Origin of the sequence: Exiguobacterium sp. ZOR0005 (assembly GCF_000798975.1) — a bacterium.
GTDB classification, from domain to species: Bacteria; Bacillota; Bacilli; order Exiguobacteriales; family Exiguobacteriaceae; genus Exiguobacterium; species Exiguobacterium aurantiacum.
The window spans coordinates 55,944-77,169 of record NZ_JTLB01000034.1; the positions used below are offsets into that span (position 1 = coordinate 55,944).

The 21,226-nt window shown below is 54.1% G+C and carries 20 protein-coding genes; 3 read left to right on the top strand and 17 right to left on the bottom strand.

What is annotated here, in order from left to right; all coding sequences use genetic code 11:
* The 3 genes from dnaK to hrcA all read right to left on the bottom strand — a co-directional run.
* The coding region (gene dnaK / locus L971_RS13890) for a molecular chaperone DnaK (protein ID WP_156111540.1) at positions 1-1,774 on the bottom strand (1,774 nt) is incomplete at its 3' end.
* Positions 1,775-1,803: 29 nt separating this feature from the next.
* Positions 1,804-2,382, bottom strand: a complete 579-nt coding sequence (gene grpE / locus L971_RS13895; protein ID WP_024371426.1) for a nucleotide exchange factor GrpE — start codon at positions 2,380-2,382, stop codon at positions 1,804-1,806.
* A gap of 17 nt (positions 2,383-2,399) precedes the next feature.
* Positions 2,400-3,422 (bottom strand): heat-inducible transcriptional repressor HrcA, encoded by a 1,023-nt coding sequence (gene hrcA / locus L971_RS13900; RefSeq protein ID WP_029334739.1) that lies wholly within the window; start codon positions 3,420-3,422, stop codon positions 2,400-2,402.
* A 191-nt stretch (positions 3,423-3,613) separates the two neighbouring features.
* Here hrcA and L971_RS13905 point away from each other — a divergent pair, with 191 nt between their 5' ends.
* Positions 3,614-4,219 (top strand): DUF1054 domain-containing protein, encoded by a 606-nt coding sequence (locus L971_RS13905; RefSeq protein WP_024371424.1) that lies wholly within the window; start codon positions 3,614-3,616, stop codon positions 4,217-4,219.
* Between the two features lie 50 nt (positions 4,220-4,269).
* Here the strand turns inward: L971_RS13905 and hemW are convergent, their stop codons facing one another.
* The 5 genes from hemW to lepA all read right to left on the bottom strand — a co-directional run bounded on the left by hemW (position 4,270) and on the right by lepA (position 10,843).
* Positions 4,270-5,427 (bottom strand): radical SAM family heme chaperone HemW, encoded by a 1,158-nt coding sequence (hemW, locus tag L971_RS13910; protein WP_047376359.1) that lies wholly within the window; start codon positions 5,425-5,427, stop codon positions 4,270-4,272.
* A gap of 67 nt (positions 5,428-5,494) precedes the next feature.
* On the bottom strand, positions 5,495-6,679 hold the full coding sequence (locus tag L971_RS13915; RefSeq protein WP_047376362.1) for a DUF1015 domain-containing protein: 1,185 nt from the start codon (positions 6,677-6,679) through the stop codon (positions 5,495-5,497).
* Between the two features lie 12 nt (positions 6,680-6,691).
* Positions 6,692-7,855 carry a phosphoglycerate dehydrogenase gene (locus tag L971_RS13920; RefSeq protein ID WP_047376363.1) on the bottom strand — a complete coding sequence of 388 codons (1,164 nt, stop codon included), beginning with the start codon at positions 7,853-7,855 and terminating at the stop codon, positions 6,692-6,694.
* Positions 7,833-8,912: a 3-phosphoserine/phosphohydroxythreonine transaminase gene (gene serC / locus L971_RS13925; RefSeq protein WP_029334736.1), complete on the bottom strand. Its 1,080-nt coding sequence runs from the start codon at positions 8,910-8,912 to the stop codon at positions 7,833-7,835. The genes L971_RS13920 and serC overlap by 23 nt, the downstream gene beginning before the upstream one ends.
* Before the next feature lie 107 nt (positions 8,913-9,019).
* On the bottom strand, positions 9,020-10,843 hold the full coding sequence (gene lepA / locus L971_RS13930; protein WP_024371419.1) for a translation elongation factor 4: 1,824 nt from the start codon (positions 10,841-10,843) through the stop codon (positions 9,020-9,022).
* Positions 10,844-11,062: 219 nt separating this feature from the next.
* Between lepA and rpsT the strand changes: the two genes are divergently transcribed.
* Complete coding sequence (rpsT, locus tag L971_RS13935; RefSeq protein ID WP_021065661.1) at positions 11,063-11,323, top strand: 30S ribosomal protein S20; 261 nt, start codon at positions 11,063-11,065, stop codon at positions 11,321-11,323.
* Between the two features lie 30 nt (positions 11,324-11,353).
* Here rpsT and L971_RS13940 read toward each other — a convergent pair whose 3' ends face one another.
* Together L971_RS13940 and holA are read right to left on the bottom strand one after the other, a co-directional pair.
* Positions 11,354-11,788 carry a GNAT family N-acetyltransferase gene (locus tag L971_RS13940; protein WP_047376364.1) on the bottom strand — a complete coding sequence of 145 codons (435 nt, stop codon included), beginning with the start codon at positions 11,786-11,788 and terminating at the stop codon, positions 11,354-11,356.
* Positions 11,789-11,797: 9 nt separating this feature from the next.
* Positions 11,798-12,808, bottom strand: a complete 1,011-nt coding sequence (gene holA / locus L971_RS13945; RefSeq protein ID WP_231557618.1) for a DNA polymerase III subunit delta — start codon at positions 12,806-12,808, stop codon at positions 11,798-11,800.
* A gap of 91 nt (positions 12,809-12,899) precedes the next feature.
* On the opposite strand from holA, the gene L971_RS14995 reads away from it, so the two are divergent.
* Positions 12,900-13,064 (top strand): YqzM family protein, encoded by a 165-nt coding sequence (locus L971_RS14995; protein ID WP_024371416.1) that lies wholly within the window; start codon positions 12,900-12,902, stop codon positions 13,062-13,064.
* A gap of 53 nt (positions 13,065-13,117) precedes the next feature.
* Here the strand turns inward: L971_RS14995 and L971_RS13955 are convergent, their stop codons facing one another.
* The 7 genes from L971_RS13955 to L971_RS13985 form a co-directional block, all read right to left on the bottom strand.
* Positions 13,118-15,250, bottom strand: coding sequence for a ComEC/Rec2 family competence protein (locus L971_RS13955; RefSeq protein ID WP_047376367.1), 2,133 nt, complete (start codon positions 15,248-15,250; stop codon positions 13,118-13,120).
* A 1-nt stretch (position 15,251) separates the two neighbouring features.
* Positions 15,252-15,827, bottom strand: a complete 576-nt coding sequence (locus L971_RS13960) for a helix-hairpin-helix domain-containing protein (protein ID WP_052200414.1) — start codon at positions 15,825-15,827, stop codon at positions 15,252-15,254.
* A 168-nt stretch (positions 15,828-15,995) separates the two neighbouring features.
* Positions 15,996-17,639 carry a methyl-accepting chemotaxis protein gene (locus L971_RS13965; RefSeq protein ID WP_047376370.1) on the bottom strand — a complete coding sequence of 548 codons (1,644 nt, stop codon included), beginning with the start codon at positions 17,637-17,639 and terminating at the stop codon, positions 15,996-15,998.
* Positions 17,639-18,541 (bottom strand): BMP family protein, encoded by a 903-nt coding sequence (locus L971_RS13970; RefSeq protein ID WP_231557617.1) that lies wholly within the window; start codon positions 18,539-18,541, stop codon positions 17,639-17,641. Before L971_RS13970 ends, L971_RS13965 begins: the two co-directional genes overlap by 1 nt.
* 205 nt (positions 18,542-18,746) lie before the next feature.
* The gene (locus L971_RS13975) at positions 18,747-20,267 is read right to left on the bottom strand and encodes a flotillin family protein (protein WP_024371411.1); all 1,521 of its coding nucleotides are present in this window, start codon (positions 20,265-20,267) and stop codon (positions 18,747-18,749) included.
* Complete coding sequence (locus tag L971_RS13980) at positions 20,268-20,792, bottom strand: NfeD family protein (protein WP_024371410.1); 525 nt, start codon at positions 20,790-20,792, stop codon at positions 20,268-20,270. It abuts the gene before it with no gap.
* Positions 20,792-21,193, bottom strand: a complete 402-nt coding sequence (locus L971_RS13985) for a hypothetical protein (protein WP_047376376.1) — start codon at positions 21,191-21,193, stop codon at positions 20,792-20,794. The genes L971_RS13980 and L971_RS13985 overlap by 1 nt, the downstream gene beginning before the upstream one ends.
* Positions 21,194-21,226: the final 33 nt, after the last annotated feature.

A 21,226-nucleotide genomic window follows, 5' to 3' on the forward strand; every position in this document is an offset into this window, starting at 1 on the left:
CTTTCGCTTCTGTTTGGGCTTCGGCGCCTTCAGCACCTTGCTCTTCGGCCATTTTCGCATACACTTTTTGTGTCAACTCTTGAACGACAGTCGCCAATTCGTCTTTTGCCGAACGAATGGCTTCAAGATCCGTTCCTTCAAGTGCTGATTTCGCTTTTTCTTTTGCAGCTTCCGCTTTGTCTTTATCCGCGGCGTCGACTTGCTCGCCGAGATCTTTGATCGCTTTGTCTGTCGCGAAGACGAGTTGGTCCGTCTCGTTGCGGAGTTCAGCTTCTTCTTTACGCTGTTTATCGGCTTCGGCGTTCGCTTCGGCTTCTTTTACCATGCGCTCGATTTCAGACTCGTCGATACCTGACGACGATTGGATCGTGATCGACTGTTCTTTGTTCGTGCCGAGGTCTTTCGCCGACACGTGAACGATTCCGTTCGCATCGATGTCGAACTTGACTTCGATTTGTGGGACGCCACGTTGTGCCGGCGGGATGTCCGTCAACTGGAAGCGACCGAGCGTCTTGTTATCTGGTGCCATCGGACGTTCCCCTTGGAGGACGTGGATGTCAACAGCCGGTTGGTTGTCAGCCGCTGTCGAGAAGACTTGTGATTTCGATGTCGGGATCGTCGTGTTACGGTCGATCAACTTCGTCATGACGCCACCCATCGTCTCGATACCGAGTGAGAGCGGTGTGACATCGAGAAGAACGACGTCTTTCACGTCACCGGCAAGGACGCCACCTTGAATCGCAGCACCGAGGGCAACGACTTCATCCGGGTTGACACCTTTGAACGGCTCTTTCTTCGTGAAGTCGTGAATCGCTTTTTGGACCGCAGGAATACGTGTCGAGCCACCGACGAGGATGATCTTGTCGAGGTCAGACGGTGTGAGACCTGAATCTTTCAACGCGCGGCGTGTCGGCTCCATCGTGCGCTCGACGAGGTCAGCTGTCAACTCGTCAAACTTCGCACGTGTGAGTGTCGTTTCCAAGTGAAGCGGACCAGCTGCTCCGGCCGTGATGAACGGGAGGCTGATATGTGCACTTGTCACGCCTGAAAGGTCTTTTTTCGCTTTCTCAGCTGCGTCTTTCAAGCGTTGAAGCGCCATCTTGTCTTGGGCGAGGTCGATGCCGTTCTCTTTTTTGAACTCTTGGACGAGGTAGTCGATGACTTTTTGGTCGAAGTCGTCCCCACCGAGACGGTTGTCACCCGCTGTCGCGACTACTTCAAAGACACCATCACCGAGTTCGAGGATCGATACGTCGAACGTACCGCCGCCAAGGTCATAGATCAAGATCGTATGATCTTCGCCTTTATCGAGCCCGTATGCGAGTGCGGCCGCTGTCGGTTCGTTGATGATCCGCTTGACGTCGAGGCCAGCGATCTTCCCTGCATCTTTTGTCGCTTGACGCTCAGCATCGTTGAAGTAAGCAGGAACTGTGATGACCGCTTCCGTCACTGACTCACCGAGGTAGTCTTCAGCGTCTTTTTTGAGTTTTTGCAAGATGATGGCTGAAATCTCTTGCGGCGTGAACTTCTTGCCCTCAACTTCTACTGTATGCGACGTACCCATATGACGCTTGATCGATTGGATCGTGTTCGGGTTCGTGATCGCTTGACGTTTTGCGACTTCCCCGACTTGACGCTCTTCCCCTTTGAAGGCGACGACAGAAGGTGTCGTACGGTTCCCTTCCGCGTTCGAGATGACGACCGCTTCGCCACCTTCCATAACTGCCACGCATGAGTTTGTTGTCCCTAAGTCAATTCCGATAATTTTACCCATTGTCGATTCCTCCATCTAGTTAAGTAATGTTATTCTGCGACTTTTACCATGCTCGGACGAATGACACGCCCGTGCATCGTGTATCCTTTTTGAAGTTCCATCGTCACGATGCCTGACTCGAACTCATCGCTCGGCTCTTGCATGACCGCTTGGTGGAAGTTCGGGTCGAACGGTTGACCGACCGCTTCGATCGCTTCGACGCTCTCACCGTTCAACACATCGAGCAACTGTCGATGGATCATATCGACGCCCGCCTGGATTTGCTTGGCGTCGTCCGAGTTCGCTTCGACTTGGAGCGCACGCTCGAAGTTATCGATGAGCGGAATCAATTTTTCAACGACCGCTTGCGAGGCGAACTTGACGCGTTTCGCGTTCTCTTCGTTCGTCCGGCGGCGGAAGTTGTCAAAATCGGCGCGAATGCGAAGTTCACTCGCTTTGAGCACTTCGATCTCTTTTTGTAAATCGGTCCCCTCAGAACTTTCTTCCACATTCTGAGCATTTGAAACCTCGTCTGATTCGACGTCTGTCGTCGGTTCTTGCTTCGGCTCGAAATCTTTTTCCTCGAGCACTTCGTCCTTGTCCGGACCGTTTTGGTTGTCTGCTGTCATGTTGAGGCTCCTTTCCGTCACTCTTCTAGTTTCGTTCGCCTGAGCGCCTCGATGAGCTGCCCCATCATCTGCACCCCATGTCGATAGTCCATCCGCGTCGGTCCGATCATGGCGATCGTTCCGAACGTCTTCCCGTCGAGCGTGTAGTCAGAGGTGATGACGCTGCAATTTTGAAGCGCGACGATACCGTTCTCGCTCCCAATGCTCACATAAATCTCGCGATTTGGCAACGATTCGAGCCAATCGGTCAAGCGCTCCTGTTCATCGATCCATTCGAGGAACGGACGGAGCGTATCGAGCGATTGAAACTCCGGTTGATTGAAGATGTTTTTCTTCCCGCCCAAGTAGAGCGAGCTCGGATGATGCAGCCCGGCAGTCGATTGGATGAGCTGCATCATGTTCTCATACTGTTCTTGATGTGCGAGTCGAAGTTTCGATACTTCTTCACCAATCCGGGACTTCAGTTGACCGAGCGGTGTCCCTTTAAGACGATCGTTTAAGAAACGAATCGTCTCTTCGACCATCTCCGGCGCCATCGGCGATTCAAAGACGACCGTCCGGTGTTCGACATGCCCTTGGTCCGTGACGATCAAGACGACGCCACGCCGTTCATCGAGCGGCATCAAATCGATTCGTGCCAACCGGTTCATCTGGCTGTTCGGGCCGAGGGCGACGGTCGTATAGTTGGTCAAATCAGAGAGTAGGTCGGCGGCTTGACGGATGAGCACTTCGGACTCTTGTGCGGACGCCCGCAGATGTTCCCCGAGACGATACGTCTCGCGCTCGTCGATGATCTTCGTTTCGACGAGATGGTCGACGTAGTAACGATACCCCACCTCGGATGGGATCCGTCCGGCCGAGGTGTGGGGTTTTTCAATCAAACCCATGTCCTCGAGATCGGCCATATCGTTCCGGATCGTCGCCGAACTGAATGACAGGTCATCCCGTTTCGACAACGTGCGGGAGCCGACCGGTTGCGCCGTCTGGATATAGTCATCAATGATAGCTCGTAAAATGAGCAACTGTCTCTCTGTCAGCACATCTTCACTCCTCTCTGAAAGATAGGCCTCGCTTTATTAGCACTCATATTTAACGAGTGCTAATCACACTTCAAATATTATCACGTTCTCACTATTTGTCAATTCATTCGTCTCATTTTCTAAGCTGCCATGAAGTCGTCGCCTATGCATGTTTTCAGCAGATTCGGTATGATACAAATTGAGGTGATTATATGTTTACAACACAACAATTCGACGTATTCACAAAAGATGGACTTGATGCCCGCATGGAAGGCATCCGTTCGAACATTCAGCCGCTCTTCCATCAAATTTATGAAGAAGTCGGTCCCCAGCTCGAGGCAGATGTCGGCATCCCCCTTTATTTACACGTCGCCAAACATGCGCGCCGGACCGTCAATCCGCCTAAAGACACGTGGATGGCCATCTGCCACGATAAACGTGGCTACAAGAAACATCCTCACTTCCAAGTCGGCCTGTTTGACGACCGGGTCTTCGTCTGGCTCGCTTTCATCTATGAGATGCCGAACAAAGAAGCGATCGGCGAACGGCTCATGTCGCTCGACTTGAAGTCTCAGTTTCCGGACTTCCATATCTCCGGCGACCATATGAAAAAAGACGCGTTCTTGCTCGAAGACATGTCTGATGAAGCGGTCGAGACGATGACGGCGCGGTTCAAAGACGTGAAGAAAGCCGACTTCTTGATCGGTCGTCAACTACCGGCCGATGCCTCTATCCTTCAAAACGAGGCGGCGTTTCTCGCTCTCATCGAGGATACGTACAGCCGGCTCATGCCGATCTATCGCGATCTCGTCTTATAATATAGAAAGGGAATCCGTTGCGGATTCCCTTTTTTGTATACGTTTTGCCTTTATTTCACCGTGTCCGCATCGACGCGGGCCTCGCCGATGAACGCGGCGAACGCCTCGTTGGCGAGCGGTAAACCCGACTCCGTCAAACGGACGTGCGTGTCCGTCAGTTCAATCAGCCGTTTTGCCACGAGATCATCGAGAACGTGGCTGAACGCCGAACGCATCGACACGCCATACTTCGACTCGAACGTTTCAAACGAGACACCTGAGCGCATGCGGAGGCCGAGGAATAGCTCTTCTTCCATCTTTTCGACCGTCTCGAGTTTCGTCGTATTGCGAACCGGCAACCCTTCCGCCTTGATATAGTGCGGAATCGGGGCGATGTTCGCGCGCCGTTCCCCGTTCAAATAACTGTGCGCACCGGCACCGAAGCCATAATACTCTTCATTGCGCCAGTACACTTGGTTATGCCGGCTCTCCCGTCCTTCGAGGCTATAGTTTGAAATCTCATATTGTTTCAAGCCTCGCCGTTCGAGCGTCTCCATCACTTTCAAATACATCGCGACTTCGATATCCTCACCCGGAAGACGCAACTTCCCTTTTCGCTCTTGAATCGCGAACACGGTATGTGGTTCGAGAATGAGCGAATAGGAAGACACGTGTTGAATCGGGAGCTGGAACGCCAAGTCGAGGTCGCGCTCGATTTGCTCGAGCGTCTGTTCCGGCAACCCGAACATCAAGTCGATCGAGATGTTGTCGAATCGCTTCGCGGCCTCTGTCACGGTCGCGAACACGTCGTCGGCCCGGTGTGTCCGCCCGATCCGCTCGAGTCCGCCGTCATCGAACGTCTGGACGCCGAAACTGACGCGGTTGACCCCGCCCTGTTTCATCGTGTCGAGTTTCTCGGCACTGACGAAGTTCGGGTTCGCCTCGACCGAGTATTCAAGATTCGGAGACGCGAGCGGGAGCAGATGACGTTCGACCATGTCCATAAGTCGTTTCATCTGCGCCTCATTGAGCGCCGTCGGTGTCCCACCGCCGATAAAAATCGTCTCGATCGTATCGGTCGGATATTGAACGAGCGATAGTTCGATCTCTCGTTCAAGTGCATCTAAATAGTCATCAACCGGTTGGTTCTTTAAGAACACCTTGTTGAAATCGCAGTAATAACAAATATGTTCACAAAATGGAATGTGAAGATATACGGCTTTAGCCATGAGCGGCCACCCCTTTCTTCTCTTTCCATTTATAACGTTTTTTGCGTCGCGATGCCACTATGCGTGTTCAGTCGAATCGATGGATGAATAGCCCGCTCTTCAGTTTCGGCTCGAACCATGTCGATTTCGGCGGCATCTGGCCCGCTTCGTCAGCGACGCGCATCAGTTCTTCCATCGCCGTGGCGTGGCATGTCAGGATGACGACGTCCTGTCGCCTCGCTAACGCTTCGATGCGCTCAATCGCGTCTTTTCCACCGACAAAATCGATGCGTTCATCCGTCCGGACATCCTCGACTCGGAAGTACGGCTCGAGGATGTCTCGTTGAAGCGTCGCGACGGCTAACGCCTCGACGCCTTGTCGCTTCATCAGCTTGTAATGCTTGCCTCGAAAAGCCAAACCGAACATCGCACTCTCGGTCGGGACGAATACCTTGTCTGCGGCTTCAATCTCGTAACTAAAGGAGAGGCCGTCTAGTAGCGCCGCCACTTCTTCAGGTGCCACATCGTGCAAGACGCGATGGTACGGCAAAATCGTCAGCTCGTCGCTCGGGAACAAGACACCGAGAAAGTGGTCCCGCTCTTGTTTGGATTCCCCTTCATGAATCGGGCGCCGGGCGACGACGGCTGCGGCTTTGGCCCGGTGATGCCCATCGGCGATATAGATGGTCGGAATGCTGGCCCCGAGCATGATGACGCGTGCTTGATGCTTCGATGGCACGGCATAGCCTTCATGGAAAACACCTTGACTGTCCGTGAAGGCAAACAACGCCTCTCCTGTCGTCGCGTCGTCTAAGATGCGACGCAACCCTTCGTCCGGCGCGTGGCTCAGTAAGATCGGGCCGGTGTGCGCTTTCGTCGCCGAGACGTGCTCGACGCGTTCGCGTTCTTTCACTTCCCGTGTGTGCTCATGAATCTTGATCCGACCTTCCTCATAATCTGTCACCGAGAACGTGGCGACGAGTCCTGTCTGCACACGCCCTTGATCGGTGAGCCGATACACGTAAAATCCGTTCGCCCGTTCGGTCAACTCGCTCTTGTAAAGCCGTTCGAGTTCGTGACGGGCTCGTTGTCCCCACGCCTCGAGCGGCATGTCCGCCATGAACACTTCTGGCTTATCGACCGCTAGGAATGAATCAGGACGCTGTTCGACGTCAAGACGCGCCTGTTCGACGGTGACGATATCATACGGGTCGGCGGCGACGTTCTCGGGATGTTTCGGCATGTATGGGGCAAACGGTTTGAATACGACCATGGTCATTCCTCCTTAAAATTCACGGACGCGCATGACGCCCTCGATCTCATACAATGTATGGACAGATAATTGCTCATGTTGATGATTGTCGATATCGATCAACGTATATGCGACGTCACCGCGGCTACGGTTCACCATATTGTCGATATTGATGCTCGCCTCTGCGAGTCGGCTCGCGATTTGACCGACCATGTTCGGTACGTTCAAGTGTAAGACGGCCAGGCGCCGCTTCCCGATGTAAGGGAGCTCGGTATCGGGGAAGTTCGCCGAATGCCGAATGTTTCCGGTCTCTAAATAGGCTTTCAACGTATCGACCGCTTGAATCGCACAGTTCACTTCAGATTCCTTCGTCGATGCGCCGAGATGCGGAAACGCGAGAACACGGGGATGACCGAGCAGCACATGTTTTGGGAAATCGGTGATATATGTGGCGACTTGATCGTCTAGCGCTCGTAACAAATGCTCATCGTTCACCAGTTCACCGCGGGCAAAATTCAACACCGTGATGCCTCGTTTCATTTGAGAGAACCAGGCGTCATTGATTACCCCGCGCGTGTCATCCGTGAGTGGCATATGGATGGAAAGCAGATCGATGTCCGCGAGGAGCTCACTCAAATGCCGGGCCCGTTTCACTTGCTTCGAGACGTTCCACGCCCCGTCAACCGATAGATGCGGGTCGTAGCCGATGACATCGACGCCGAGCTGGATCAAGTCGCTCGCAAGCGCCGAACCGATGGCCCCGAGACCGACAATCCCGACTTTTTTCCCGCGCAGTTCGGAACCGACGAACCGACGTTTCTCATCTTCCATCGCTCGTTCGAGCAATGTCTGACTAGAAAACGTTTGATCGTTCACCCAGTTCACTCCTTGTAAAATCGGCCGCACCGACAAGAGCATGCTCGCAAGCACGAGTTCTTTGACCGCGTTCGCGTTCGCTCCCGGTGTATGGAACACGACGACGCCTTGGCGCGCCAATCGCTCGAGCGGAAGATTGTTGACCCCGGCACCGGCTCGGGCGATCGCGAGCAAATACGGCGGGATCTCAGCTTCGTGCACGTCATGGCTCCTGATGACCCACGCATCGGCGTGCTCGGCCGCATTGACCGCGTACTCGCTCGGTTCAAAACGGGTGAGCCCTTCTGCGGCGATTTGATTATACGTTTTTATATGATACATCGTGTCCCTCCTGTTCAAACTCATGCATGGCATCCACGAGCCGCTCGACACCTTCGAGCGGCATCGCGTTGTATAGACTGGCCCGTAAGCCGCCGACAGAGCGATGACCGCCAAGCTCAATCAAACCGCGCGCTTCCGCGTACAGACGAAACGTCTCGTCCGTCTCCTTATTTCCGGTCGTGAACGGGATGTTCGTCAATGAGCGGCATGTCGTGTCGGTCACGAGCGGACGGAACAACGGTGACGCATCGAGCGCGCCATATAACCGATCACTCTTCAAGCGGTTACGCCGCTCCATCTCGGCGACGCCTCCCTCGGCCTCGATCCAGGCGAGCACCCGTTCGGCGACATATATGCTGAACGTCGACGGGGTGTTAAGAAGCGTGTCGACGTGTTCGCTGTAAGCAAGATACGACGGCAAATCGCGTGCGATGATTAAATCGCGACGGATGAGGACGATCGTCAACCCGGCCGGCCCGATATTTTTTTGCGCACCGGCGTACAAGAGACCGTAGCGACGCACATCGATCGCTTCCGCCAAAATGTTCGAGGAGACGTCCGCGACGAGCGGGACGTTCGTCTCCGGCAACGTCGTGTAACGCGTCCCTTCGATCGTGTTGTTCAACGTTATATGAAGATAGTCGACGTCTTGAATCTGTCCCGCCCAATTCGGGATTGTGTCGTAGTTCGACGACGCTGAACTACCGGCGATGACGACGTCACCGAACCGGCTTGCGTCTTGAATCGCTTTCTTCGACCACGTCCCGCTATCGAGATAAGCGAAACGACCCGATTCGCGTAGATTCATCGGTACCATCGAAAACTGTAACGTCGCCCCGCCTTGAAGGAACAAAACGGCATACGTGTCTGGAATGTCCATCAACCGGCGAAGGCGGTGCTCTAGCTCACGTACCACTTCCATGAACGCCTGAGAACGATGGCTCATCTCGACAATCGAAACGCCGCTGTCTTTATAGGAAAGAAGTTGTGATCGCACTTCTTCCAACACCGGTGCAGGTAGCACCCCCGGACCGGCTGAAAAATTATAAGTCGGCACTGCCTCTCCTCCTCTATTTTTCTGTAAGTGGGTACTATTCCGTATCGCCTTCCCTATATCCTGCCAAATCAAAAAAATCGCCCTTATCGTTTGATAAGGGCGACCACTTATTCTTCGTCCATCGACAAGACGGACATGAACGCTTCTTGTGGCACTTCGACGGAACCAACCATCTTCATGCGCTTTTTACCTTCTTTTTGCTTCTCGAGAAGCTTCCGCTTCCGCGAGATGTCCCCGCCGTAACATTTAGCGAGGACGTTTTTACGAAGTGCCTTGATCGTCGAACGGGCGACGATTTTCGTGCCGACCGCTGCTTGGATCGGTACTTCGAACTGCATCCGCGGGATGAGTGCCTTCAACTTCTCGACGATGACTTTCCCACGCTCATAGGCGAAATCGCGGTGAACGATAAAGCTGAGCGCATCAACGAGTTCGTTGTTGAGGAGGATGTCCATCTTGACGAGTCGTGACGGACGATATCCGATCAAGTCGTAGTCAAGCGACGCGTACCCTTTCGTACTCGACTTCAACTGGTCGAAGAAGTCATAGACGATCTCACTGAGCGGGATGTCGTACGTGATCTTGACGCGGGTCGTATCGATATACTGCATGTCGATGAAGCTGCCGCGCTTCTTCTGACAAAGTTCCATGATGGCACCGACATAATCGTTCGGCGTCATGATGGCCGCTTTGACGTACGGTTCTTCAATCGCTTCGATCTTTTGTTGTTCTGGCATCTTCGATGGGTTATCGACATGGATGACGTCGCCCGCCGTCGTCGTGACGTGATAAATAACCGACGGTGCCGTCGTGATCAAGTCAATCCCGAACTCACGCTCGATGCGCTCTTGGATGATTTCCATGTGGAGCATGCCGAGGAATCCGCTGCGGAAACCGAACCCTAGCGCCTGTGACGTCTCCGGTTCGAACTCGAGCGCCGCATCCGACAACTGAAGCCGTTCGAGCGCTTCACGTAAATCGTTATACTTCGCCGCATCGATCGGGTAAAGACCGCAATATACCATCGGGTTCATCTTCCGATAACCAGGTAGCTGCTCCGTCGATGGGTTTTTCGCGAGTGTGATCGTGTCACCGACGCGGACGTCCCCTACCGTCTTGATCGATGCCGAGAGCGTACCAACGTCTCCGACGTTCAACTCTTTCACCGACAACGGTTTTGGCGTCGAGACGCCGAGGTCTGTGACTTCGAACGATTTTCCGGTCGACATCATTTGCACCTTGTCTCCAACTTTGACCGAACCGTTGACAATTCGGATCGAAGCGACGACACCGCGATACGCGTCATAGTACGAGTCAAAGATGAGCGCTTGAAGCGGCGCGGACGGATCGCCCGTCGGTGCCGGGACGAGTTCGACGATCTGTTCGAGAATCTCTTCAATCCCGATGCCTGCTTTCGCAGAGGCCGGGACGGCATCGCTCGCATCAAGACCGATCACGTCCTCGATCTCTTGACGGACACGCTCGACGTCAGCCGATGGCAAGTCGATTTTGTTGATGACCGGGATGATCTCAAGGTCGTTATCGAGGGCGAGATAGACGTTCGCGAGCGTCTGCGCCTCGATCCCTTGTGCCGCATCGACGACGAGGACAGCGCCTTCACACGCCGCGAGCGAGCGCGAGACTTCGTATGTGAAGTCGACGTGACCCGGTGTATCGATCAAGTGGAGGATGTATTCTTCGCCATCTTTTGCCGTATAGTTCAACTTGACGGCGTTCAATTTGATCGTGATCCCACGTTCCCGTTCGAGATCCATCGCATCGAGTGTCTGTTCTTTCATTTCACGCGCCGTGAGCGCACCAGTCTTTTCAAGAATCCGGTCAGCGAGCGTCGACTTCCCATGGTCGATGTGGGCGATAATGGAAAAGTTGCGAATCTTCTTCTGACGATTCTCTAATTCTTGTTTGTTCATATATGGGTTCACCTATCCTTCTCATGCATACCGTGTCATTATATCAAAATCCTAACTTAATGTGTACGACCTACTACAACAATACCACATATAGTTTTCAGAATAATCATCAAGTGGTTGCTTTTCGAATAACCGTTTGCTACAATTGTGCTTGTTCTGTTGAATGATTACTTGAAGTAATGAGAACATACACTTTCTTGTTTCAGGAGGTGACAAACAATGGCAAATATCAAATCAGCAATCAAACGTGCAAAAACTTCTGAAAAACGCCGTGTCGCGAACTCGCAAGAGAAAGCAGCAATGCGTACAGCAGTAAAACGTGTTGATGCCCTCGTACTCGAAGGAAACAAAGAAGCTGCTCAAGAAGCTTTCGTCCTCGCTACGAAGAAAATCGACAAAGCTGCAGCAAAAGGTCTTATCCACCAAAACAAAGCTGGTCGTGACAAATCACGTCTCGCAGCTCGCATCGCAGCTCTCTAATTAGAGACCAAACCGGAACAGCCGCCTCCATTAGGAGCCGGCTGTTTTTTTGTGATACATGACATAATGTGTCCCGATTCCCGGAATATCAAACGGCTCGCCGACGACGGTGAGTCCGTTCCGTTCATAAAAGCGAACAGCGACGGCTCGGGCGTTACACCACCACGACGCCCCGAGCTCCTCATTTAACGCCTGCAGGAAAGCCGATCCGACTCCTTGCCCGGCGACGTCTATAGCGGTCGCCATGCCGCGCAATTGAAGAATCACACGTTCGCCCGAAAGCTCACGTTCTTGTCGCATGACGGTCGCGATCGATAGGACGCGCCCTGCTTCGACCCAGGCGAAATGACGCGTGTCCCGAGCATCATCCCCGTCAAAATAACACGTCTCGATCGGACGCCCCGGACGCAATACCTCATGCCGGAGCGGAATCACATCTTCAAGTCTCACTTCTTGCAACCCCATGTTTTCACCTCACAATAATGTCAACTGACAGACGAGCGTATCGAACACGATCTGTTTGTCGCCTCGTCCCGTCTTCATCGATTCGTCCGCCTCGGCAATGACCGTCAAGGCCGTAGCGAGCTGCGCTTCCGTGAAGTTACGGCTCGCCTGACCTGCGAGTTTGACCGTGTACGGATGAGCCCCTATCTTCGAAGCGATCTGTTTCTCACCGTATCCTTTTTCCGTCAACTGTTTGGTAAGGTACATGTTTCGATATTGCCGGGCGAGCAAGGACAGCAGTCCAATCAACTCTTGACCTTGTTTTTCGAGGTCACGGACGAGTCGAAGCGCGGCATCGGCCCGTCTGGCCACTAGAAACTCAGACAATTGAAACACGTTGTCCTCAAGTGTCCGCGGAACGAGGTCATTGACGACGTCGAGCGGGATCTCGGCCCCGTCGCTCGCGTATAGCTGTAATTTTTCAAGCTCGCGCACGAGTTTTCCCCAGTCGTCCTGGCATAAGAACAACAACCGTTCGACGGTCGAACGCTTCATTTTCTGCCCGCGACGGCTCAATTCATCGCCGACGTAACGCATGAGGTCCGTCTGGCTCGGCTTTTTCGCCTCAAGGACGATGGCCCGCTCCTTCAAGCGCTTGACGACTTTTTTCCGCTCATCGAGTTTTTCCGCTTCGACGATAAAGACGAGCACCGAATAAGGGGCTGGTTGGAGGGCATATTCGGTCAGCCGGTCCACGTTTTGTTTCTGTTTTTCTTTCGCACCGGTCAAAAACTGAGCGTGTTTGACGACGACGGTCCGATACTCACTAAAAAACGGTACCGTCTCGGCCTCATCGAGCGCAGTATCGAGTGACGTCTCATGCAGGTCGAGACGCATGACGTCGAATTGATCTCCGGACGGGTTGGCCGCTTTGACGATTTCGCGTTCCCACGTGTCGAGCAAGTACTTCTCTGTCCCGTACAACACGTAAACGTTGGACAGCTTCCCGTTATGTAGCCATGGTTCATTCAAAACACACACCACTTTCACAATTTATTCTTATCTAAAACATAGATAATCCTTCGCTGATTCGCTATACTTAGGACGGAACCATTTCAAGGAGGGACTCACTATGCATATTAACTCTGTTCGCCCACCAAGCGAAAACCCGTTCGAGAACGACGTGCAGTGCAAACGGAACGACGCCATCGATTCAGCAATCGGCTTCATCGTACCGTTCGGCTTTTTCTTCACACTCTTCGCGATCGGTGTCCTCATCAAGTTCTTAAGCTTATAATGTATTAAACGATTGCCCCGGGGGAGCAATCGTTTTTTAGTTTATCATACATTTCATCGGCTGACCGCTGTTTCCACAATCCCTCGACACCCTCCACGCTCACATACGACCATGCCATGTTCATCGGTCCGTAACACGTGCTTCCCGACAAGGCGAGCTAACACGTCTTCATGCGGATGCCCGTATCGATTATTCCTGCCGACACTGATGACCGTCCATTCCGGGTCAATGCGAGTCAACAAGTCCTCACTCGAAGATGTGTCCGACCCGTGATGACCGAGCTTGAACACATCGACATCGACGGTCGGTAACTTCTTTTCACCGGCCTCAGGCAAGTCACCCGTCAACAAATATTTCAGCCCACCGACCATCATATAGACCGATACAGAGTTAGCGTTCTCATCGTCTTCCCTCTCAGTCGGACTGACGATCCACATCCACGGATACGGTCGGTCACCCGCTCGAACGAAACGGACCGGGACGTCGTACGTCGCGAGCGTCGATAACAGTTCGGACCGCTTCGTTTGATCAGTTCCTTCGGCCGCCAGCCATACCTCACGGACCTGCAGCTTCTCGAGGACACCGGTCAAGCCGCCGATATGGTCGTGGTCGGCATGCGTGAGCAACAAGAAGTCCAGTTCCCGCTCGCCTCGCTTCCAAACGTACGGGACGACGACATCAGCACCCGGGTCATACGTCGACCGTTTCCTCTCGTCTGGGTCTTGATACACCCCACCGACATCGATCACCCCTGTCACCCCGTTCGCCTCGACGACGATCGCATCCCCTTGACCGACGTCTAAAAACGTGACCCGGTCTTCTTCGGCCGACTCTAACATGAACGCCAAGGCGAGAAGCGCCGCCCCTGCGCACAGCCAACCCACCTTCCGTCCGCGCTCCAAGATCACGAGTCCGACCCACAACGAGCCCGCGAGATACAGACTATGCCAAAGCGTCACGTCGTGGAGCGGGAACCACGGTTTGTACGTATGGTGAAGCGCGAACGTCCCGTTCAACCCGTCGAGGATCGGGTGTAACAACCGATCGCTCGACGGAAACACGTACGTCAACAAAGCGAGCGGAATAATGACCCAAGAGATCAAGATGGCCACGACCACATTGTAGAGCGGAGCGAACCATGAAATGACTGGTTGGACGGCCCAAAGGACAATCAACCCGAACCACTGGGCGTAAAGCGCCAAGCTGAACACGTTCGTCCATATCGAACGGGTCACAATCAAGAAGAGGGTCATCCCGACCGTCAATTGAAACCCAAGATTGAACAATAAATATGGGTGCAACGCCAACAGCACCGCCGCGCACCAACTGAGCAGCCTCATCGGATCACGGACCGAGTAGCCGACGAGTGTCAAGGCGAGCAGCACGTCCGCCACGAGTACGGCACGCGCGACCGGCGGCGAAAAGCCGGTCAGCCAACCGAACGCCGTCACACCGACCATGATGAACACCGTCTTCGTCTCCCGATGGAGCGGCAGCGGACGCATGAGCCATTTGAACGCGATCACGAGCATGGCGATATGTGACCCTGAAATGACGAGCAGATGGAGCAGTCCGGTCACACGGTACGAAAAAGACGTCTCCTCATCTAACAGACGCCCTTCCCCGAACAAGAGCGCCTGCATGTAAAGAGCGACGTCCGGACGGTGCCTCGTCTCGATCTTCAAGAGCTGCCGGTCTTTGAACCGTAGCATCCTCCCGTTCCAAGTGGCTGTCGGACGACACGATTCAATCGAGCTGTTCTTTCCTTTGAAGCTGAGCCCTGACCCGAGTGCCCAAGACGCCTCGTCAAACCCTCCGACGTTTCGAAGCGGAGAGAACGGTTCCGTCTCAAACATCACATGGCACGTCTCGCCTGGACGCCCCGCCGATACGTCCCGTCCGACCAACACCCCGCTCGCGTCGCCGATCGTGCCATATAATCGAACCGAACGACCGTTATCCCTGCGGCTCTCAATCTCAAAAGCGTACGGCACCTCTCCTGTGACCGGTAGCGGGGCGCCGTGAACGAAGACGATTAGGGCGAAACAGCTCGCCCCGATATGAGTGGCCATCGCTTGACCACGAAACGTCAGCGCGAGAAGTACGCCGACGAGCAGCGCAATCGGCCACATCTCGTATGTGAAGGCAATGACGAGCATGATGGGAAGGAACGGATAGATCGGCATGTCACGGGACCAGCAAATACCCTTCCATGCTCTCTAGCGTCTTCTCACCAAACCCTTTGACGTTCCCGATCTCCTCGTACGACTTGAACGGTCCGTGCGTCTGCAAGTAGGTTAAAATCGCGTCTGCCTTGGCAGGACCGATGCCAGGTACGCTCATCAACTCCTCTTTTGTCGCACTGTTGACATGGACACCGTTCGTCCCGCCACTAGTCGTATCCGGTGCGGCCACGAGGACCTCACCTTTCCGCGGGACGGTGACTTTAGTCCCGTCGACGAGCAGTTGGGCCAAGTTCAACTGTTGCGGGTCGGCGTCGCTCGTCAAAACGGCGAGCGACAACACGTCTCCGACTCTTGCGCCTTGAGGCATCGTGTACACGTCCGGCGTCTCGACCGCGCCGGCCACGTATACGACGACTTGAGACACTCCTCCTTCTGCCGACACGTTCGGTTCCACTTCTTCTGTGACAGTGAATTCTTCAACGATCGTCGTCTCTGGTTGTTTTGACGCGAATAAATACCCGACACCGATGAAGAGTCCAACGACGAGCCCGACGACGTACCGCTTCCATTTCTCCATTACGCATCCCTCCATGTCGACAAATGTTCACTTCCTAGTATGATGCACGTGTGTCGATAATGTTCGCTTCGTTAACGCATCGTTGCCCCGCCCTTCTGTGAGCACTCTCTTCACTTTCCTCATCCAGCAACACGACAAAAAAGAGACAAGCCGAAACTTGTCTCTTCCTCATTCGTTCTCAAAATGTTGGACTTGGCTCGCGAGCGCGGCCGCTTGCCCTTCTAACTCTTGCATCAAGGCAAAGATTTGATCGAAACTTGCTTGTTGTTCTTTCATCGAGGCGGCCACTTCTTCGTTCCCGGCTGCCAGTTCTTCGGTCACGCCGCTCACTTCCTCGACCCGCTTCAACACGTTCGTCACTTCACGGCTCGAAGCGACCATCTCGCGTTCGATCGTCGAGACGAATGTGGCCACGTGGTCGGTCCGCTCATGAATGCGTGTGAACGCTTGTTTCGTCAATCCGAACGCTTGAAGTTGGGCGTTCTGTTCGCGGCTTGATTCTTCGACCGTCTCCTTCAATCGTTCGACTTCTTCATGGATCGACTGGACGACACCAAAGATTGAACGGGTCGCCACGTTGCTCTCTTCGGCTAACTTCTTCACTTCGCTCGCAACGACAGCGAATCCACGCCCTGCCTCACCTGCTCGCGCGGCCTCGATGGCTGCGTTCAGAGCGAGCAAATTCGTCTGTGCCGCCACATCTTCGACGAGTTTTGCCATCTTCTCAATTTCGGCCGTGTTCCGTGCGAACTGTTCCATCCGGGTCACGAGCATCCCGTTTCGCTCACTCGATTGGTGCAAGATGCGTTCTTGATCGGTGAGCGTTTCGATCCCAGCGGCCACTTCACGTGTCATCTCGGTCGTTTCTTCGGTCGTCTGCCTCGTCTGGTCCAGGCTCGTTTCGAATGAAGAAGCCATAATGCCTACCGATTCAAGCGTCTCTTGAAGTTCGGTCGCGATCGATTGGGCACCGTTCGCCATTTCGTCGACCGCGTTCGTGATGTTCGATGTCGTGCTCACGACCGCCTCGTTCTCGGCTGCCGCCGTCTCGGTCATGTCATTCACTCGCATCGAGGTGACGCGGATCGATCCGATGACCGTCTGCAGGGAGGCCGTCATGTCTTGCATCGCCCGCTCCAATCGCCCAATCTCATCGCGCCGGGTCGAGTCCGGTAACGTGATCAACCGACCAGACGCGATCGCTTCGGCCGCCTCGACGTTCCGCTCGAGCGGAAGTGTGATCGACCGGGCAAAGAAAAAGTTGTAAATCCCGAGTGCGAGAATGACGAACCCTGTCAGGACGATCGACACGATGAACAGACGTCTCGTCTCCTCGGCCGCTTCACGTTGCAACGCCTCATAAAACGTACCGTTCTTGAGCAAGAGCGTGTTCACGTCATTCAGCAGACCTTCGAGCTTGGCGGCTTGGATGCGCGCCGCGATCCCGCCTTCACGGGCCGTCTCGACGTCGGCACCGATGCGCTCATATTTCATCGTCGCTCGCTCCAGATGCTCTTCGAAGGCTGGAATCAAATACGTTTCCCGCAACGTGTCGAACGTCTCCGTGTTGTTCAGGCGGATACGCTCCAATTGATTGAGCGTCGCCGGGCTCATCTGCTCACCGAGCGACGTCCAAAGCGACTGTTCTTGGAGCAACGACGTCTCGAGTTGCGACAACTCGATCATCTGTGAACCGTACTGTTCATTATAAGTCTGCAATCGGTTCAATGTCGTCAAGACGTAACTCATCATCAGTATGATCAACAGCACCGTGAAGACGGTGGAGAAAATAAATCGTTTCCGTAAACTCATCACTGTGCCCCCTCCATCAGACGTTTCTCGAACGATTCAAACCGTTCACGCTCGTCTTCGGTCCATTGGATGCGCCGCAGCGCTGACAAGCCGACACCGCCTTGGTCGAGACCGAGCACGTAATGTTCACTGAATACATCTCCTTTGACGTTGTTCGCAATTTCGACGATCGCCAAGTCGACTTGTTTCAACATCGATGTGATGACGGCGTCCGGGGCAATCATCGATTGGTCGCTATCGACACCGATCGCCTTCACCCCGTTCTTTTCAGCGGTCTCTAACACGCCGACACCCGTCAGTCCTGCCGCTGCATACAGCACGTCAACGCCCGCTTGAATTTGTTTTTCCGCCAACTTGCGGCCGATGTCCGGAGAGGCGAAATCGTTCGCATAATCGACGATGAGCTCGACGTCTTCATTTACCGCCTTTGCACCGAGCAAAAATCCGGTAGAAAATTTCTGAATCAGTTCATTGTCCACTCCGCCGATGAATCCGATTTTGTCCGTATCGGTCTCTAGTCCAGCGACCGCACCGGCCAAGGCACTTCCTTCCACTTCTTCAAACGTGACCGAGATGACGTTCGGTAATGTCGACACCGCGTCGATCAAAGCGAACTGCTGGTCCGGGTTGGCGGTCGCCACTGTTTCCAGGTCGGCCTGGCAAGCGAAGCCGAGACCGATGATGACGTCATGCCCGTCGGCGACGAGTTGCTCGAAGCCCGCTTTATACGTCTCGGTCTCGTCAAGCTCCCGATAGTCGACGAACCACTCTCCAGTCTCCCGTAGTTGGCCCATCCCGCGCATCGCCGCATCGCTGAACGACTGGTCCCCGAGACCGACGTCCGATAAGACGACACCCATCGATTGCCGCTCCTCGACGGTCGCCTCTGGTTGATTGATCACGGATTGACATCCCGATAACCACGCAACGCACGCGGTCATCATTCCGATCATAACTGCTTTTCTCATGACTTTACTCCCTCTCTCTATTAGTCTGACATCTTACTTATCGACAGAATTCGACTTGGCTTGAAGTCATTCCAGTTGAAAGTTAGGGGAATCATCCGTGAAAAAAAGGCTGCAGACGAATCGTCTACAGCCTTGCTCGTTATTCTTCTGTTGCCGCGACAGTCGGTTCCGTCAACGTGCGGTCTGACGTATCACCAGTCGGGACGCTACCTTTCCCCACAAAGTTGTCGAGCAAATCTTTCATGTCGATGCCAGACGAGGCTTTGAGCGTCTGTTGAAGCGACGCCATCAAGTCGGTCGCGTAACCGGTCACTTTTCCGGCCCCACCGTCTTTGCCACTGCCCGTGTCGACGACCGTAATTTGATCGATGTTACCGAGCGGCGCCGCAATCTGTTTCGCATAGTCAGGAAGCATCTTGACGACCATGTCGAGAATTGCCGCCTGTCCGTATTGCTCGAACGCTTCCGCAATCTTCTGTTTCGCTTCGGCTTCAGCGAGACCGGTCAAGCGGATGATTTCAGCTTCCGCTTCCCCTTTCGCTCGTTCCGAGTCCGCTTCGGCGACACCAGCGAGTCGGACGCGTTCGGCGTCGGCTTTCGCCTCCGCTTCGATCCGGTACTTCTCGGCATCCGCTGAGGCGATTTGTCGCGCCTTGTCGGCTTCAGCTGACTGCTCGATCGCATAGCGGTCGGCATCGGCTTTCTTCTTCACTTCTGAGTCGTATTGTTTCTCACGACGCATAATCTCTTTCTCTTCGAGCTCGATTTGCTTTTGACGCTCGATGATTTGGACTTGCATCTGTTGCTCGGTGACTTCTTGTTTCGCTTTCGCCTCTTCGAGCTCGTACGCTTGGTCGGCCCGGGCTTTGGCGACGTCTTGTTCACGACGATACGCCGCGATGCGAAGCTGATTCTCTTTCTCGGCTTCAGCGATCTCTGAAGCCCGCTCGAGTTCCGCTTTTTTCGCGTCTTTCATCGCTTCCGCTTGCTTGATGCGCGTCTCTTTGTCGGCTTCTGCCGTCGCGATGTCAGCGTCGCGCTTCACTTGGGCGATACGCGGCTTCCCGAGCGACTCGAGGTAACCGTTCTTGTCGCGGACGTCTTTGATCGTGAATGAGACGATGACGAGACCCATCTTCGCCAAATCTTGAGAGGCGACGCGTTGCACTTCTTGCGAGAACTTGTCACGGTTTTTATAAATCTCTTCGACGGTCATCGAACCGAGGATAGAACGGAGGTGACCTTCGAGCACTTCTTTCGCTTCGTTCTCGCGCTCGATTTTCGGTTTACCGAGGAATTGTTCGGCCGCCGTCGCGATTTCGCTAATCGACCCACCGATTTTAATGATGGCTGTCCCATCCGCCATGACCGGAACACCTTGCTCCGTATACACTTCCGGTGTCGTTACTTCGAGCTTGCTTGAAAGAAGGCTGAGCGGTTCTGCCTGTTGGAAGACCGGCAAGACGAACGTACCGCCACCACGAATGATTTTGACCCGGTTGCCCGAGGCGTCGCTATGGACATTTTTCTTCCCTAAGTAACTACCGGTGACGATCAACGCCTCGTCCGGTCCGACCGTACGGTACTTTAATACGAATACAAAAATCAGGGAAAGAATGATCACCCCGACGATAATGCTTGCAAGTATGACTGTATCCATCTATCCATTCTCCTTCCGGATTGTCGGCTCGTCATATTCCATGACGATCGCAATATTTCGTTCTACTTCAATGATGACGACGCGCCGTTCGCTCGGAATCGCTTTTCCGTCGATACTTTGCGCCGTCTTTACTACTGACCCGGTGACCGATTCGACGAGCACTTCCCCGTAGCCGCCTTCAGGGACCGGCACGGTCAACCGACCGACGAGACCGATGAGCGATTCATCGGTCATGCCGATCGATTCTTCCGCATTCGAGAGCGGTAATAATACGAACAAGTACAGAAGCGTCGTCAAGGCGAATGAGCCGACGAGGGCGACAGCGAGGCCGATCATCGGTGACACGTGCGCGAGTGCGTTCAAGATTAAGCCGATCCCGGCACCGAGCGCCAAGAACGAGAGGATGACGGCAGGATTGAACCAGCCCTCAAATAAATCGAACGCATCGGAGAACAGCATATAAATGAACGTGCCGAGCCCGGCAATGATCAATACCCACCAGTATAATTGATCAATTGATTCCATTACCACCCCTCCTCGCTCCGGCGTTCATGCTCGAAAGCGAGCACGCGGCGCAGATGTTCAACTTCGAGCGCGAGCGCCCGTTCGATCGTGTCCCACTCTGTGAGCGGACGGGTCGGTTGTGCGACATGTTCGCGCACACGACCGATTGTTTGCTCAAAACGCAAGCGTTCATATCGGTCGACGGCCTCCACTCTTTCCTGACGAAGTAGCGTTAAATAATGATCGACTTCCGCTTGCAACGTAATGATTTGATCAGCCGTCGCCTCGGACGACTCTTGCATGAGCAGCCGACGCACCCGCACTTGATGGGCAACTAGTTTCGCGATCCTCGACTCAAGTTCGAGAATCTGTTTATAGAGGGATCCAGCCTCATCTTGCTCCGTGTCATCGCGCCACCACATCTTCGTCTCACCTCACTTCTTCTCGACTCATTG

What these genes read in the sequence shown, in the direction of transcription:
- grpE (WP_024371426.1), bottom strand. Translation starts at nt 2,382, where the DNA reads ATGACAGCAGACAACCAAAACGGTCCGGACAAGGACGAAGTGCTCGAG.
- hemW (WP_047376359.1), bottom strand. Translation starts at nt 5,427, where the DNA reads ATGGCTAAAGCCGTATATCTTCACATTCCATTTTGTGAACATATTTGT.
- L971_RS13985 (WP_047376376.1), bottom strand. Translation starts at nt 21,193, where the DNA reads ATGTGGTGGCGCGATGACACGGAGCAAGATGAGGCTGGATCCCTCTAT.
- L971_RS13975 (WP_024371411.1), bottom strand. Translation starts at nt 20,267, where the DNA reads ATGGATACAGTCATACTTGCAAGCATTATCGTCGGGGTGATCATTCTT.
- lepA (WP_024371419.1), bottom strand. Translation starts at nt 10,843, where the DNA reads ATGAACAAACAAGAATTAGAGAATCGTCAGAAGAAGATTCGCAACTTT.
- L971_RS13905 (WP_024371424.1), top strand. Translation starts at nt 3,614, where the DNA reads ATGTTTACAACACAACAATTCGACGTATTCACAAAAGATGGACTTGAT.
- L971_RS13965 (WP_047376370.1), bottom strand. Translation starts at nt 17,639, where the DNA reads ATGAGTTTACGGAAACGATTTATTTTCTCCACCGTCTTCACGGTGCTG.
- L971_RS13980 (WP_024371410.1), bottom strand. Translation starts at nt 20,792, where the DNA reads ATGGAATCAATTGATCAATTATACTGGTGGGTATTGATCATTGCCGGG.
- L971_RS13915 (WP_047376362.1), bottom strand. Translation starts at nt 6,679, where the DNA reads ATGGTCGTATTCAAACCGTTTGCCCCATACATGCCGAAACATCCCGAG.
- L971_RS13960 (WP_052200414.1), bottom strand. Translation starts at nt 15,827, where the DNA reads ATGGAGAAATGGAAGCGGTACGTCGTCGGGCTCGTCGTTGGACTCTTC.
- L971_RS13920 (WP_047376363.1), bottom strand. Translation starts at nt 7,855, where the DNA reads ATGTATCATATAAAAACGTATAATCAAATCGCCGCAGAAGGGCTCACC.
- L971_RS13940 (WP_047376364.1), bottom strand. Translation starts at nt 11,788, where the DNA reads ATGGGGTTGCAAGAAGTGAGACTTGAAGATGTGATTCCGCTCCGGCAT.
- rpsT (WP_021065661.1), top strand. Translation starts at nt 11,063, where the DNA reads ATGGCAAATATCAAATCAGCAATCAAACGTGCAAAAACTTCTGAAAAA.
- L971_RS14995 (WP_024371416.1), top strand. Translation starts at nt 12,900, where the DNA reads ATGCATATTAACTCTGTTCGCCCACCAAGCGAAAACCCGTTCGAGAAC.
- L971_RS13955 (WP_047376367.1), bottom strand. Translation starts at nt 15,250, where the DNA reads ATGCCGATCTATCCGTTCCTTCCCATCATGCTCGTCATTGCCTTCACA.